Origin of the sequence: Vreelandella venusta (assembly GCF_044809155.1) — a bacterium.
GTDB lineage: Bacteria > Pseudomonadota > Gammaproteobacteria > Pseudomonadales > Halomonadaceae > Vreelandella > Vreelandella venusta_B.
This window is the reverse complement of sequence record NZ_CP085241.1, coordinates 1,304,504-1,319,495: the sequence shown is the minus strand read 5'-3', so window position 1 is coordinate 1,319,495 and position 14,992 is coordinate 1,304,504. Positions and strand designations below refer to the sequence as shown.

Annotated in this window: 12 protein-coding genes; 5 read left to right on the top strand and 7 right to left on the bottom strand. The window is 53.6% G+C overall.

Annotated elements, in window-relative coordinates; all coding sequences use genetic code 11:
• Positions 1–7 precede the first annotated feature (7 nt).
• Positions 8–1,312, top strand: coding sequence for a Xaa-Pro dipeptidase (pepQ, locus tag LG301_RS06275; RefSeq protein ID WP_404474374.1), 1,305 nt, complete (start codon positions 8–10; stop codon positions 1,310–1,312).
• A gap of 108 nt (positions 1,313–1,420) precedes the next feature.
• On the opposite strand, the gene LG301_RS06270 is transcribed toward pepQ, so the two are convergent.
• From LG301_RS06270 to LG301_RS06260, 3 genes are all read right to left on the bottom strand, one after another.
• Positions 1,421–2,029, bottom strand: coding sequence for an OmpW family protein (locus tag LG301_RS06270; RefSeq protein ID WP_404474372.1), 609 nt, complete (start codon positions 2,027–2,029; stop codon positions 1,421–1,423).
• Between the two features lie 516 nt (positions 2,030–2,545).
• A complete protein-coding gene (locus LG301_RS06265; protein WP_404474371.1) occupies positions 2,546–3,610 on the bottom strand; it encodes a 2,3-butanediol dehydrogenase in 1,065 nt (354 codons plus the stop codon).
• A gap of 31 nt (positions 3,611–3,641) precedes the next feature.
• Complete coding sequence (locus tag LG301_RS06260; RefSeq protein WP_404474370.1) at positions 3,642–5,456, bottom strand: NAD(P)/FAD-dependent oxidoreductase; 1,815 nt, start codon at positions 5,454–5,456, stop codon at positions 3,642–3,644.
• Positions 5,457–5,749: 293 nt separating this feature from the next.
• Between LG301_RS06260 and LG301_RS06255 the strand changes: the two genes are divergently transcribed.
• The 3 genes from LG301_RS06255 (at position 5,750) to LG301_RS06245 (ending at position 9,877) form a co-directional block, all read left to right on the top strand.
• Positions 5,750–7,735 (top strand): sigma-54-dependent Fis family transcriptional regulator, encoded by a 1,986-nt coding sequence (locus LG301_RS06255; RefSeq protein WP_404474368.1) that lies wholly within the window; start codon positions 5,750–5,752, stop codon positions 7,733–7,735.
• A gap of 105 nt (positions 7,736–7,840) precedes the next feature.
• Positions 7,841–8,695, top strand: a complete 855-nt coding sequence (locus LG301_RS06250; RefSeq protein WP_404474366.1) for an AAA family ATPase — start codon at positions 7,841–7,843, stop codon at positions 8,693–8,695.
• 3 nt (positions 8,696–8,698) lie between these two features.
• Positions 8,699–9,877 (top strand): VWA domain-containing protein, encoded by a 1,179-nt coding sequence (locus LG301_RS06245; RefSeq protein ID WP_404474364.1) that lies wholly within the window; start codon positions 8,699–8,701, stop codon positions 9,875–9,877.
• Positions 9,878–9,948: 71 nt separating this feature from the next.
• Here the strand turns inward: LG301_RS06245 and LG301_RS06240 are convergent, their stop codons facing one another.
• The 3 genes from LG301_RS06240 to LG301_RS06230 all read right to left on the bottom strand — a co-directional run bounded on the left by LG301_RS06240 (position 9,949) and on the right by LG301_RS06230 (position 12,954).
• Entirely contained in the window at positions 9,949–10,479 is a 531-nt protein-coding gene (locus LG301_RS06240) for a cytochrome b (protein ID WP_404474362.1), read from the bottom strand.
• A gap of 195 nt (positions 10,480–10,674) precedes the next feature.
• Entirely contained in the window at positions 10,675–12,075 is a 1,401-nt protein-coding gene (locus LG301_RS06235; RefSeq protein WP_404474361.1) for a xanthine/uracil/vitamin C permease, read from the bottom strand.
• A 321-nt stretch (positions 12,076–12,396) separates the two neighbouring features.
• Positions 12,397–12,954, bottom strand: a complete 558-nt coding sequence (locus LG301_RS06230; protein ID WP_404474360.1) for a hypothetical protein — start codon at positions 12,952–12,954, stop codon at positions 12,397–12,399.
• A 175-nt stretch (positions 12,955–13,129) separates the two neighbouring features.
• Here LG301_RS06230 and LG301_RS06225 point away from each other — a divergent pair, with 175 nt between their 5' ends.
• Positions 13,130–13,534 carry a RidA family protein gene (locus tag LG301_RS06225; protein WP_404474358.1) on the top strand — a complete coding sequence of 135 codons (405 nt, stop codon included), beginning with the start codon at positions 13,130–13,132 and terminating at the stop codon, positions 13,532–13,534.
• An 8-nt stretch (positions 13,535–13,542) separates the two neighbouring features.
• On the opposite strand, the gene LG301_RS06220 is transcribed toward LG301_RS06225, so the two are convergent.
• The gene (locus LG301_RS06220) at positions 13,543–14,988 is read right to left on the bottom strand and encodes a cobyric acid synthase (protein ID WP_404474356.1); all 1,446 of its coding nucleotides are present in this window, start codon (positions 14,986–14,988) and stop codon (positions 13,543–13,545) included.
• Positions 14,989–14,992: the final 4 nt, after the last annotated feature.

The window sequence follows — 14,992 nt, the reverse complement described above, 5'->3', positions numbered from 1 at the left end:
CCGCGTTATGTCAACCACTCTGTTTAAGTTACAGCAAGACCATTTAGCGCATTTGCAGCGCGCCTATAGCGATATTTTGATAGCACAAGGCATAGACAGCCTGGCTATTTACAGCGGCCATGCCAACGCCCATTTCGCCGATGACCAAACGCCCACATTTCAAGCCTATGGCCACTTTCTGCACTGGGTAGGGCTTGCTGATGTGCAGCATAGCTGGCTAGTTATACAGCCCGGTAAACGTCCGCAGCTTTATCTATATGCCCCGGCGGACTTTTGGCATCTGCCCACTAGCCTTCCTGAAGAGCCCTGGGTAGCCGAGCTTGATATCCACCTTTGCAATGACAAAATCACGCCGCCGCTCACCGGTCGTGCTGCGGTGATTGGCGATGTTCAACACCTAGACACCAACACACAACAAAGCATTCATGCAGAGTATCAGCCCTGCGAACTCATCCACGCACTGGACGAGCTACGGCTGTTCAAAACGCCCTACGAAGTAGCTTGCCTGCGGGAGGCAAACCGCCTCGCGGTCGCCGGACACCAAGCCGCTCAAGCGGCGTTTGTCGGCGCTTCTGGGGAGCTGGATATTCAGCTGGCTTATCTCGGCGCCAGTCGTCAACGTGAATCTGACGTGCCGTATCAAAATATTATTGGTCTCAATAGCCACGCGGGTGTGTTGCACTACCAACACTATGACCTGCACACCCCTAAGCAGCGTCATAGCCTGTTGGTAGACGCAGGTCGCCGCTTTCGCGGTTACTGTGCAGATATGACAAGAACCCACGCCGGCCCTGATGCACCCAGCATTTTTGGCGAGTTAATTACCGCGATGCACGGCCTTAAAGACGTGCTTATTGAGCATATTGCTCCTGGCGTTGAGTTTGTGGCGCTGCATGAGCAAATGCACCGGCGTCTAGGCGAGATGTTAATCGCCCACGATCTCTTCAAAGGCAGCGTAGAAGAAGCGGTTGATAAAGGCGTCACGCGTGCTTTTTGCCCCCACGGACTGGGGCACTCGTTGGGGCTTCAGGTACACGACGTAGCAGGACTGCGCCATCCCGACGGAACACCTGCTCCAGCACCTGAAGATCATCCGGCACTGCGTCTCACCCGAACATTGCGTACAGGTATGGTTGTGACCATTGAGCCTGGACTCTACTTTATCCCGATGTTGCTCGCACCGCTGCGTAACACGTCACTACCGATTAATTGGGAACTGGTAGATGCCTTAACGCCTTGCGGCGGTATTCGCATTGAAGACAACGTGCTTGTTACCGAAAGCGGCTACGATAACCTAACACCAGCGCCGTAATGTTTCAGAAAAAACGCCCGGCGAGTGCCGGGCGCTTTTAGCAAGATGCTGTCGCAATAGGTGCCGAGCAGCTCTTAATCTATTGGCTGTTAACACATGGCCGCATGATTAAAAACGATAAGTCACGCCGCCACCTACGGTAACCGGATCAATATTTACCTTACCAATAGTATCTCCATTGGCATCAATGTCAGCACTCACGTCTGCATAGTTGATAAAGCCGTTAAGCATCATGTTGCGTGTGACTGCTAGGTCGATGCCTGCCTGTCCCACTAGTCCGTAGCTTTCATCAATGTTTAGGCCGGCGGACTCCCCCGAGAAGCGAGTGTAATTTACACCGGCCCCCACGTAGGGCTGAACGTGAGAGTTCAGGCCACCCAACGGGTAGTAGTTAATGATAAAGTTAACAGGCAAGCGGTCGACACTGCCCACGTCGCCCCCAGGTGTAACGTCTAAATCATGCTCGAATTTTTCTGAGCTGTTTAGCTCCATCCCTACCTTGTCAGAAAAGAGGTAGCCAGCACCAAAGGTTAAGCCACGGGCGCTTTGCACATTCAGTGATGCATTACCGACGTTACCGTTACCCGAGCCGGTATCCGTTTGGGCCACACCAATGCGAACGAGTCTATCGCCTGCTTCATAGGCAAACGCCGTTTGTCCCGCCATCAGGGTGCCGGCTGAAATAACGGCAGCAGAAATTAGTGTAATGTTGCGCATTAGGTCAATCCTCTTGCATTCAACCCAGGGGGATGCCGGGAGACCGGCTTCTGCTTATCAATTACTGATACTAGCTAGCTATACAATATATACTATACCTCTGCGTTTAAAATGTTTTGTGTAATTTTAATATAAGTTTTTCCTCAACGCTGTGCTTTAAGCAAGAGCTCAGGGTAATAGGCAAAAAAAAAGTCCCCCGAAGGGGACTAGGTGGAGCACGCCAGCTCACTCGGTGTATCGCAAAACGGACAATTGCCGTAGCGACTTGGCAAAGAAGGGAGAAGGTCTTCTCAAGTGCTTTTAACGATCCCTCTATTCATTTGCCACTCACCTAACATAGTGCGAGCTGCGTGCCATATTTTTAATAACCACCATTAAACAATCACTTAAATCAACGTCATTCTTTTTTCAATGATTTTGAACGCACTGCAACAAACAAAATGCACCAGCACCGCACATTTTTGAGCATCTCTGCTTCACAATGCGTCAAGTGGCGTGATTAACGCCGCTCCTGGTTTAAGGCGTGACGATGATTTTCACCTGCGCCTTGTCATTTAGCAGTGCTTCAAACCCCTCCTCGACAATATCCGCTAGCGGGATACGCTGAGTCACCATATCTTCTGCGCGGAAGTAGCCACGCTGCATGAGCGCCATCACCGCTGGATACACATGGCGATAGGCAATAATCCCTTTCATGGTGCGCTCTTTAATGACGAGATCGTTGGGTTGGAAGCTCGCCTCCCCTTCCCAAATACTCACCACGATCACCTCACCGCCTTCATGAGTGCTGTGCAGTGACTGATTCAGCACGGCCGGAATCCCCGTCACCTCGAACGCCACGTCAACGCCACCGTTGCTCAACGTTTGCAGTTTCTCCACAGCGTCTTCTTGCTGCGGGTCCACTACGATAGCACCCAACGCTTCGGCCTTGGCTTTACGTGAAGGTGCTACCTCAACGGCATAGATGTGAGCGGCACCCGCCGCTTTCAGCGCTTCAATGGTCATTAACCCAATCGGGCCTGCACCAAAGACTGCCGCGCTATCCCCTGCTTTCAAACTGCTTTGGCGCACCGCATGCAAAGCAACCGCCGCTGGTTCTACCAATGCCCCTTGCTCAAAGCTGAGATCATCCGGCAGCTTGTGCACCATGTGCTCCCCCATCACGGTGAACTCCGAGAAGCCACCGCCACCGCCGGAAAGGCCATGGAAGCCTAATAGCGGCGTGAGGTTATAGCGCTCCATTTGATAAGCGCCATCCTTATTGGGCGAAAGAATCGGCTCGATGGCAACGCGATCCCCCACCTTCACCCGTGTTACTTTGTCGCCTACCTCAACCACTTCACCGGCGAATTCATGCCCCATGATAATCGGGGCTTGCTCGCCGCTAATGGGGTGCGGTTTATCAACCGGAATAAAAATCGGCCCGGCAGCGTACTCATGCAAATCGCTGCCACAAATACCGCACGCCGCTACCTTAACCTTTACCTCATGGGGGTCATTAATCGTCGGTATCGGCATTTGCTCAACGCGAAGATCTTTCGCTGCGTACCAAACCGCCGCTTGCATCGTTGACTGGCTCATTCGTTGCTCCTTGGTTCCACACTCTGTGGCTTTATGCTCTGTGATGAACGGGCTGCAGGCCGTAAACAGGGGTGTCTAGCCCTTCCATGCGTGCTTTTAACTGCAGCGCCAAATAACGTGAATAGTGCCGCGACTGGTGTAGGTTGCCGCCATGGAACCACAGCGCCTCTTGCTGAGTGGGTTTCCACATATTGCGCAGCTCGCCTTCCCATGGGCCGGGGTCTTTGGTGGTGTCGGAACCTAATCCCCAGCACTTGCCCACTTTATCGGCCACTTCTTGAGAAATAAGCCGCGCCGCCCAGCCATTCATCGAACCGTAGCCGGTGGCATAGATGATCAGGTCAGCCTCAAGCTCGCTGCCATCCGTCAGCGTGATGGAGTGGGGGTTAATGTGCTCAATACCCACGCCGCTGCGCAGTTTGATATCGCCACTGGCCACTAAGTCGCAGGCGCCTACATCGATGTAATAACCCGAACCGCGGCGCAGATACTTCAAAAACAGCCCCGATTCGTCATCACCGAAATCGAGCATAAAGCCTGCGTTCTCAAGCTTTTGGTAAAACTCGGCGTCGCGCTTTTTAATCGCCTCAAAAGCGGGGCGCTGGAAATCTGGCAGCACCTTGTAAGGAATCGAGGCAAACACTAGATCTGCTTTTTCATGGGTTAGCCCACTTGCTACCGCCTCTTCCGAATAAAGTGGCCCTAACACCTCTTCCATCAGCGAGTCCGATTTCACAATATGGGTCGATGAGCGCTGCAGCATGGTGACATCGGCATCGTGCTCCCATAGCGCAGCGGCAATGTCGTGGGCCGAGTTATTCGAGCCTACGATGACGCACTTTTTACCTTGATAGGCATCCGGCCCCGGGTGCTGGCTAGAGTGCTGCTGCTCGCCTTCAAAGTTCTCCGCCCCTGGAAATTTCGGCACATTGGGCATGCCCGACATGCCAGTCGCCATTACAAGTTGCTTGGGTCGTAACGTAACCTCTTCGCCGTTGCGCTTAACCTTAACCACCCACTCCCCTGCGGCCTCGTCATAACGAGCATTCTGACACTCGGTGGAACTCCAATAATTGAGTTCCATCACTTTTGTGTACATCTCAAGCCAATCACCCACTTTGTCTTTGGGGGCGAATACCGGCCAGTTGTCAGGAAAAGGAATATAGGGAAGGTGGTCGTACCAAACGGGATCATGCAAGCAGAGTGATTTGTAGCGGTTACGCCAGGAATCTCCCGCACGCTCGTTTCGCTCAATGATGATCGTTGGCACACCCAACTGCCTTAGCCGTGCGCCTAAGCCAATACCGCCTTGGCCGCCGCCAATAATCACGCAGTAAGGCTGCTGGGTGTAGCCAAGCTCCGCTTCTTCACGCTGCCGTGACTCTAACCAGGTTTCACGCTGCTTGTTGGCACCGTGCTCAGCCCCTTTCGGGCGATGATGATTGCACTGTTCAGGATAGTCATTCAGCGCTTGCATGGTGGTTAACAACGTCCAGCACTTGCCTTCTTTTAGGCGCAAATAGCCTTTACCGCTGGCAACCGCTGTTTTGAAAGTAAACCACGCATCGTAGATATCGCCATTTTCAGTGGCATCGCCGTCTAACTGCCAATCCGTAGGCTGTGCGTTATTAAGCGTGGCATTGAGCATGGCCTGAATTTCATCTTTGCCTTCGCAGGTTTTTAAATTCCAGGTGAAGGTAAGAAAGTCACGCCAGTAGCACTCGTCTCCAAACAGAGACAACACGCGCTCAATATCCTGGGCCTGGAGGGCCGTATCAAAATCGTGCAGCCACGCTTGAACAGTCGCCGTAGGGGTTTGCGGGTCTCGTGCCGTTATCGTTGACATGGCGGATACTCCATATGCATTTGTTATTGTTGCGTTCACTGTGATGCACTCAATACATAGCAGCCGCCGTGCCAAACCAACCATATAAAAAATAAGCAATTGAAAAATATAAAATTTATTCACATACAGACAAATAGATAAGACAGCGAAAGTGCCGTACACCTGTCACGCCGTTTACAGCTAAACGTTACAGGTGTAACGCACGACTAACGGCGTAAGCAACCCACGTTGACTCTGGGGGCAAAGCGCATAGGCTAAAAGAACAATAACAACAGCGCTCAATGAGTAACGCCATGCTGCATCACACGCCCTTACCCACACGGCTTCAATCTGAACAGCGTCGACATATCGAGCATATTTTTCAGCTCGGTGAAGGGCTAGAGGCTCCCTGCTTGCCTGCCCAGGCCACCATTCGTCGCTCATGGCTGCGATGCCTAAATGACTATCAGCTAGACCCCACTCACCCACGCCCAGCGCGCGTGGTTCCTCAGCAAACGCTGATTGAGCACCGCGAGTCTGTTGACGAGTTACTGCATGTCGCCCGTGCCGGGGTCGATCAGCTTTATGGGCAAATAGCGCAGCTTGGCTACGTACTACTCGTCACCGACCATCGCGGCATTACCGTTGAGTTTCGCGGTGATCCCAACCAGGACCAGCAATTACGCAAAGCAGGCCTCTATCTGGGGGCTGATTGGGATGAACGCTTTGCGGGCACCTGCGCCGTCGGCACCTGTTTACATGATCGCCAGGCCATCATCTGCCACCGCCAGGAGCACTTCGATGCTTCCCATATTTCGCTGACATGCACCGCCGCGCCTATTGCTGACCCTCAGGGTAATGTGATGGCCGTGTTAGATATCTCCGCGCTGCAGTCGCCTACCCAGCACGAAAGCCAGAATTTCAGCCTATCGCTGGTAACGCTTTATGCACGCATGATTGAGGATGCCTATTTTCTTCAGCGCTACCGCGACTGCCTGATGGTGCGTCTAGATACCTCGCGGGAATTCGTGCACGTCAACGGGCGTGGTTTAATCGCTATTGAAGAGAATGGACAGGTGATCGCCGCCAACGCCGTAGGCCGCGAGCTGATCGCCAAACACCAGCACCGCTGGCCACCGTGGTCTGCAAATCACACTCCAATGCTGAGTGAACTATTTGAGTGTGAGATCGCCGATATACTCAGCATTAATAGCGGCACTGATGATCAGCTGCGCGCCTTCCGCGCTCGCGCCAGCAACACCATCCACTTTATTAGCCTACTGGAACCCCGCCGTCCCCGCATGGCTCAACGGGCAACACCCCTTACTTCCGAACTGCCGGAACCCTTAGCTCGGCTGGGTGCCGACGACCCTGCGATGCGCAAAGTACAAAAACTGGCCGACCGCTTGCGTAATGAAGCTAACGTGAACGTGCTGATTAGCGGCGAAACCGGCACTGGTAAAGAGGTGGTTGCACGGGCGCTGCACGAAAGCGGCAACCGAGCCAAACAACCGTTTATTGCCGTCAACTGTGCGGCCATTCCCGAGTCACTGATTGAAAGCGAACTGTTTGGCTACGAACCTGGCGCCTTTACCGGCGGCCGCTCAAAAGGGATGCGCGGGCTTATTCCTCAGGCCCATGGAGGCACGCTGTTTTTAGACGAAATCGGCGATATGCCGTTATCACTACAAACTAGGCTGTTGCGCGTGCTGGCCGAACGGGAAGTGATGCCGCTAGCGGCGAACACACCGGTAAAGATCGATATCCGAGTTATTACGGCCACCCATCGCCATATCGAAGAAATGATCCAGCAAGGGGAATTCCGCGAAGACCTCTATTACCGGTTAAACGGTGCTCAGCTGCGCTTACCCGCGCTACGCGAACGTGCCGATAAACTCTTTGTTATTCGCCGCGTGTTTGAAGACGTCGCCGCCGAACGCGCCACGCAAATATCACCGCGTCTACGCGCAGATGCCATCAGTGCACTACTCGCCTACTCCTGGCCCGGCAATATTCGTCAGCTTAAAAATGCTCTTGCCTTTGCCCTGGCCACCTCGGAAAGCGACGAAATCACCGTTCACGATCTGCCGGAGCAGTGCCTTAGTCAGCGTATTACCCGCAACGCGGTGGCCCAACTTGAAACGAACGCCAGTGAAGCCCTTTCAGGCTCACTTGCCGACCTGCTCAAGCAACACCACTGGAATATCAGCGCGGTTGCCCGCGAGCTGGGCGTTTCACGTCCCACGGTGTACCGGCAAATGCAGCGCCAGGGGATTGTGCCTCCTAACTGGCAGGGCTGATAGCCAATTGCTCTATCCACTAGTTGGCCATGGGGTTTACCCTCACGTACACTTGTTTGAATCTATTTTTAAACAACGCGTTTCGACAAGCCGAGGCACTTCCCCATGGCGTTTGATTCAACCTCTACTTACATCGCAACGGATGCACTCAAACAGGCGGTCAATGCCGCGGTTGTGCTACAGCGTCCGCTACTCATCAAAGGTGAACCCGGTACCGGTAAAACACTGCTGGCCGAGGAACTCGCTGAATCCTTGGGCACGAAGCTGATTACTTGGCATATCAAGTCCAGCACCAAAGCCGCCCAAGGGCTTTATGAGTATGATGCGGTCAGCCGCCTGCGCGATTCACAGCTAGGCGTTGAGGGCGTAGAAAACGTCGGTAACTACATTAAACCCGGCAAACTGTGGGAAGCGTTTACCGCCGATGAACGGGTGGTGCTGCTGATCGATGAAATCGACAAAGCGGATATCGAGTTTCCCAACGACCTGCTGCAAGAGCTGGATCGTATGGAGTTTCATGTGTATGAAACCGGCGAAACCATTCGCGCCGAGCAGCGCCCGATTATCGTAATCACCTCGAATAACGAAAAAGAGCTGCCCGACGCCTTCCTACGTCGCTGCTTTTTCCACTACATTGAGTTCCCCGACCGCGAGACCATGCAGGCGATTGTGGATGTCCACTTTCCGGATATCGCGCCCAGATTGGTCGGCGAAGCCTTGGAGGTATTTTTCGACCTACGTAATGCCCCAGGGCTCAAGAAAAAGCCCTCCACTTCGGAGCTGGTGGATTGGCTTAAGCTACTAATGGCCGACGAACTGGCCCAGGAAGCGCTGTATAACCGCGACCCGGCCAAAGCGTTGCCCCCCATGGCGGGCGCGCTGGTTAAAAACGAGCAGGATACTCATCTGCTAGAACGCCTGGCGTTTATGATGCGTCGCCAAAAGAGTACGGGGCGCTAAGCCATGTTTATTGGTCTGTTTGATGCCCTCAAACGTGCCGGTGTGCCCGTTTCTCTGCGCGAATTGCTCGATCTTCACGCGGTGGTCGAACGTGGCGTCGTGTTTGCCGATATGGAAGCGTTCTATCAAGTGGCGCGTACTGTCATGGTCAAAGACGAGCGCTACTTTGACCGTTTTGACCGCGCCTTTGCCGCCTGGTTTAAAGGCATTGAAGACATAGATTCGGCTATCGAGGCGCTGATTCCCGATGAGTGGCTGCGGCGCGAATTTGAAAAACAGCTCAGCGACGAAGAGAAAGCCAAAATTGAGTCGCTAGGTGGTCTTGAAGAGCTGATTGAGACCTTTAAAAAGCGCCTGGAAGAGCAAAAAGAGCGCCATGCGGGCGGCAACAAGTGGATTGGCACCGGCGGCACCAGCCCCTTTGGTGCCTACGGCTACAACCCAGAAGGCATTCGCATTGGCCAGGATGGCTCCCGTCACCGCCGTGCCACCAAAGTGTGGGATGAGCGACGCTTTCGCGATTACGATGACTCGCTAGAACTCGGCACCCGCAACATCAAAATGGCGCTACGGCGGCTGCGCAAGTTTGCCCGGCAAGGGGCACTTGAAGAGTTCGACGTAGACAGCACCATCCGCGAAACCGCCAAGGATGGCGGGCTACTCAACGTGCAGATGCGCCCAGAGCGCCACAACGCGGTAAAAGTGCTGCTGTTTTTAGATGTGGGCGGCTCTATGGATGACCATATTCGCGTGTGTGAAGAGCTCTTCTCAGCGGCACGCTCAGAGTTCAAACACCTTGAGCACTACTATTTTCATAACTGCTTATACGAAGGCGTTTGGCGCAATAACCAACGCCGCGGTAACGAACGCATTCCCACTATGGATGTATTGCACACCTACGGCGCCGATTATCAGGTCGTGATTGTGGGGGATGCGGCTATGTCACCTTATGAGGTCACCCATCGTGGCGGCAGCGTAGAACACTTTAACGACGAAGCTGGCGGCGTATGGCTTAAGCGCCTAACCGATAAGTTTCCGCGACTGGCGTGGCTTAACCCTATGCCGCCCCGCGCCTGGGAGTACACGTACTCAACTCAGCTGATCCGCGAAATCATTGAAGACCGCATGTACCCGATGACGATGGAAGGCCTAGAAACCGCCATGCGCCAGTTGGCTAAGTAGATAGAGAAGTCTAAAAAAACGCGCCCCGCTTAAGAGCGGAGCGCGCCTCCCCTAAGCAGATAGAAAGCGAACTACACCATACGCTTTAACACATCGTGATTGGTTAGCCTGCGGTGCATCACTGCCATCACGATATGGCCGGTAATCAGCGCTAACATTGCCCAGCCTAGCTCGCCGTGTAGCAAGCCACCGAGGTCTGTCATCCAGGCGATTTTCTCACCCTCAAAGCCCGGCATTAGGTTAATGCCTAAAACGTCTAGCGAACGGCCTGAACCGTATTGGCGGATGAGTGCAATAGTGGGTACTGCAATCATCAAACCATACAGTGCCAAATGACCCAGTTTAGCCATTACACTGATTGACGGGGGACGCCGCGATACGTTTACCAGCGCCCAGACAGCTCGCAAAACAACCAGCACCAGGAGCACAACGCCCAGTTGGCTGTGGGTACCCCATAAAAAAGACTCAAGCGCCGTGCCTTCAAAGAAAACGCGCGCCGCTGCAGTGCTGAACTGCCATACAAACAGCAGTGCCATTCCCCAATGCAGCATCCTACTTACCAAACCATAGCGGGAGTGAGTATCCCTCATTGCCGACCCCATGCTCGTCTACCTCGTAATGAACGGTTAACACGCTTACATTTTACCGGGCTAAGCAGACAACATCGTGACAACAATGCGTATTTTTGTTGCTTAAAATGGAACACCTTGTTGCAACGAAAACCGGCCAGTTTTGCAACCAGCCGGTGTTTAAACAGCCTCTTTTAAACCGATTTTTTAAACCATTACCTTACTGCACTAGCTAACCGGCTTTTCTTCTGCTTCAACGGGCATATCCTCTTCTACGTGAATAGGCTCATCGGCTTCATCTTCCGCATGGCTGCGCGAACGATGCTCAATCATAAAATAGAGAATGACTCCAATACCTAAGCCCCATGCTGCGCCGTGCGTGGCCAACACCACTCCCATAATGCCAGCGACCCCCATGGCCGTTGCGTTCTTGATCTGCTCTACGGCAACCGCAATACACAGATAGCCGGTAATCAGTAGAGTAATCGACAGCGCAATGGGCAGTACCGGGCGGAATAGCGTTACCAGCGGCAGTAAAAACAGCGCCAAAAAGCCCACTATCCAGAACACCGACGCACCCGAATAGATCGTATCCATTGCGCCACGGCCATACCGGTAGCGCTCAGCAATGGTGGCCATCGCACCGGTAAAAAGCGGCCCTGCTAAGCCTGGGTAAGGGGCGAATAGAGAGTGCATCAGGTTTCGCAAGCCGGTAATCAGGTGAACACGATCAACGTTGACCTCGATTTTTTCATCCGGCCGCAAATGGTCCACGCGCTTGATCAAGCTCTGACCCACAATGATGTCACCAAAGGCGATAATGTAAGCGATAATCGCGGTGGGAATAGCCGCCACTAGCAGATCAATACCGGGCGCACCGATGGTAAACGGCAAGTAGGCCCAAATACCGCCAAAGTCAGGAATTGCAATGCCCCACTCCACCGTCGGCATCGGGTATTCCGCTACCCCCCAGCCAATCGCCATAGTGATTAACATCCCGGGCACCATGCCATAGGCGGCAATATTACGCGCCCAGCGGAATTTTTCAGTCAGGTCGCGAAACGAAAGTGAGAACAAGACATAAAGGGTAATTAAACCACCAATACCCAGTGAAATAGGCGTTTCGTACAGCCTTCCGCCAACACTGATTTCGCCACTGATTGCCGCGATACCCGCGCCTAACAAAATGCCCGCCTTGATGGAATCCGGCACGCTGTTGACCAGCTTCGTGCCTAAGCGCGTCACTGCCATAAACAAGAAAATCGCCGTGACCATTAGCTGCAGCGCCACCATCGCGCGGATAGCGTCTGGCCCGGGCTCAAACTGGCCAATAAACAGCAGCACCACGGGAATAGCGGGGGTGATCCACCCCGCCACAAAAGGCACCCCAAGCAGGGGAGGAAGAATAAAACCGATACCACACACCACGACGTATGCAAGCGCTACTTCATAAGGGAGTCCTAAGTACTGCTCTAACAGCGGAATCATCCCCAGCCCGATAACAAACATGACCAGCGCTTGAATGGTCTCAGGTATTTCCCAGCGGAAATGAATAAAAGGCAGGCGAACTTTGAAAGGGCCAACAGGCCAGTAGGGATGTTCTTCCCCATATTTGCGTTTGAGTAGCACAGCGTTTCCTCACGGTGTCTGGTTATTCATTATTAATATCCTTGAGTTTTGTTGTTGTTAGGTACGTGCTTTTTACTCAGCTATTAATCAAGATAACATTCGACCTTTCGTGCATGGCGTTGCCAACAAAACGCCGGACCATGAAACAACGGCAAACGTATAACCGCTTAATAAGCAGCAAATATCACTAAAATCGGCTAAAACTTGTTAAGTTATCGCTTATTTGGAAACAAATCTCCTGCGTCAAACGACGTTGACGTAAACGTTATCTTTTAGTCTTATAAAGAAAAAGCCGCCTGGATTAACCCGGCGGCCTTAGGCTCAAAGCGTGCTAGGGAAGTTATTCAAACCCAGCAGAAACGCTTCCTTAGCGTCAGAAAACGCGCTGGGATCATGCTTAAAACGGCGCAAAATTAGCGCCTCGTCCCACAGCAGCGTAGGCGCTAACTCGTCGAGGCTTTTAGCAGGATGGCGTGCGCCTAAACCAATTCGCTTACCCTCGCCATCAAACCAGCGCTTAAAGCCACACTGCTGATAAAATGCCTCTTCTTCAGTCGTATCCACCTCGACACGCAGCGGTGCCTTTAAGCTAAGCTCGCTGATTAACCGCGCTTTTGAGCCCTGTTTAAACTCACAGGCGTGAGTGACCGTCATCCCCTGACCTGTTTCATCCAGCACTAGTAGGGCAAGGGCTAGTGGTTTACCTTCACCATCAACGCCTGCCATTAAACGTGCCGCCTCTTGGGTAAACAAAACGTTTTTTGTGCCTGTAAAGACCACCAGTGGCGTTAGCCCCGCCTGCTGCCCATACACCTTGGCACATAGTGTAGCCAAGCTCGCATCGCGCTTAGCGCTCTGATTAATATGAACTACCTTCATTACGCTCTCTCTTTGCGCTTGAACGTGACGCCAAAACGACTCTGGCGCGTTTTAAAAGCTCGCCAGCCTAGAGCAAAGGCATCGCAAGCACCACCCCATTAATAAAAGGGAACCACATTCAACAACCATAGTCGCATGAAGGGCGAAACGGCTATTTTGTCGTTAAGGAGAACGAATGCCACAGTTTAATAACGATTCCACGCTTCCCAAGCCCAGCTTTCCTGGCAGCCACATGGTCATTGATGACCACTATGTGTTTATTTCAGGCCTCACCGTTGCCGACATTTCTAACGCACAAGCGACCCTTGGCAACGTCAAAGAGGAAACACAGCTAGTGATGCACAAGCTTGAGCGCATGCTAGAGCAAGAGGGCGGCAGCTTAGCGGATGTGGTGAGAGTCGATATACATTTAGCCGATTTAAAACAGATCAACGCGCTGGACAGTGTCTATGCGGAGTTTTTCAAGCCTGGGCGTTATCCCGCACGCACCTGCACGGAATCACCACACCTTTGCGGCGGTAGCTCTGTAGAAATTACGCTAATGGCGCAGCGACCTAAAAAAGACACCGCAGCGGAATAGCCCTACTATCATTTTAACCATGCCAACACCGCGTCAATATCCAGATGCTCTTCTAGCGTATCGGCCAATCGCTCCAGGGCCTGTTCGCGGTGGGTGTTGTAATCGACGCGCCCTGCTTCGGCTAACCCAAGCTTGGTAAGCAGCGCCTGGCAGGCCTCGGGGTGGTCAAACAAGCCGTGTAAGTATGAGCCCATTACTTGGCTATCTTCGCTGACGGCACCCTCTAGATGGGTGCCTAAATCAAATAGCGGCCTGCTCAAGGCCGGGCCAGCGCTAACGCCATTGTGAATCTCGTACCCCTCAACCTTTGCGCCTTCCGGCACTAGGGCGCCACTAACGTTGCGAAGCTGCTTGCCGGGCACCATCCGGGTGGTAAGTGGTAAAAGCCCCAACCCGGCGATTTTTCCGGGCGCGCCTTCCAGCCCCTCGGGGTCATCCACCCACTCCCCCAGCATTTGAAAGCCGCCGCAAATGCCCAGCAATTTGCCGCCGTAGCGCAAGTGGCGAGTGATCGCTGCGTCCCAGCCCTGGCACTTTAACCAGGCTAAGTCGCTGGCGGTGCTTTTACTGCCGGGAAGTACGATGACATCAGCGGGGGGAATGGGCTGGTCGGGGCCGATAAAGCTAAGCGATACCTGCGGATGCAGGCGCAGCGGGTCGAAATCGGTGTGGTTACTGATACGCGGCAGTGCGGGCACGATGACCTTGAGTGTTTGACTCGCTTTTTCAGCCTGCACGGTGCCGATGCTATCTTCGGCATCCAGCAGCAGCCCTTGTAGATACGGCAGCGTGCCCAGCACCGGCTTTTGAGTGTGCGCTTCCAACCACTCTAGCCCTGGCTCCAGCAGCGCAATATCGCCCCGAAAGCGGTTAATGATAAAGCCTTTGGTGCGGGCCTGTTCGCTGTCACTCAGCAGCGCCAGCGTGCCTACCAGCTGAGCAAACACGCCGCCGCGGTCAATATCGCCCACCAGCAGTACCGGGCAGTCAGCGGCCTCGGCAAAGCCCATATTGGCAATATCGCCTTTGCGCAGGTTGATTTCCGCCGGGCTGCCTGCCCCTTCAGCAATAATCACATCGAACCGCTGCTCTAGGGCTTGCCACGCCGCCATCACGCTCTCTTGGGCCGTACGCTTGAAGGCGTGGTAGTCCAACGCGTCCATGTGGCCATACACCTTGCCACGCAGAATCACTTGGGCACCCCGGTTGGTTTCCGGCTTTAGCAGTACCGGGTTCATATCGCTATGGGGAGTAACGCCCGCCGCCTGGGCCTGTAGCGCGGTGGAGCGGCCAATCTCGCCGCCATCGCTAGTCACCGCACTGTTTAGCGCCATGTTTTGCGGCTTAAACGGGGCCACCGAGATACCCCGGCGCTTGAGAACGCGGCAAAGCCCAGCCACCACGGTGCTTTTACCCGCATCCGAAGTGGTACCTTGAATCATTAATGTGGTCATGACA

Bases quoted from the DNA above. Each gene is read 5' to 3' on its own strand.
- pepQ (WP_404474374.1), top strand. From the start codon at position 8: ATGTCAACCACTCTGTTTAAGTTACAGCAAGACCATTTAGCGCATTTG.
- LG301_RS06270 (WP_404474372.1), bottom strand. From the start codon at position 2,029: ATGCGCAACATTACACTAATTTCTGCTGCCGTTATTTCAGCCGGCACC.
- LG301_RS06265 (WP_404474371.1), bottom strand. From the start codon at position 3,610: ATGAGCCAGTCAACGATGCAAGCGGCGGTTTGGTACGCAGCGAAAGAT.
- LG301_RS06260 (WP_404474370.1), bottom strand. From the start codon at position 5,456: ATGTCAACGATAACGGCACGAGACCCGCAAACCCCTACGGCGACTGTT.
- LG301_RS06255 (WP_404474368.1), top strand. From the start codon at position 5,750: ATGCTGCATCACACGCCCTTACCCACACGGCTTCAATCTGAACAGCGT.
- LG301_RS06250 (WP_404474366.1), top strand. From the start codon at position 7,841: ATGGCGTTTGATTCAACCTCTACTTACATCGCAACGGATGCACTCAAA.
- LG301_RS06245 (WP_404474364.1), top strand. From the start codon at position 8,699: ATGTTTATTGGTCTGTTTGATGCCCTCAAACGTGCCGGTGTGCCCGTT.
- LG301_RS06240 (WP_404474362.1), bottom strand. From the start codon at position 10,479: ATGGGGTCGGCAATGAGGGATACTCACTCCCGCTATGGTTTGGTAAGT.
- LG301_RS06230 (WP_404474360.1), bottom strand. From the start codon at position 12,954: ATGAAGGTAGTTCATATTAATCAGAGCGCTAAGCGCGATGCGAGCTTG.
- LG301_RS06225 (WP_404474358.1), top strand. From the start codon at position 13,130: ATGCCACAGTTTAATAACGATTCCACGCTTCCCAAGCCCAGCTTTCCT.
- LG301_RS06220 (WP_404474356.1), bottom strand. From the start codon at position 14,988: ATGACCACATTAATGATTCAAGGTACCACTTCGGATGCGGGTAAAAGC.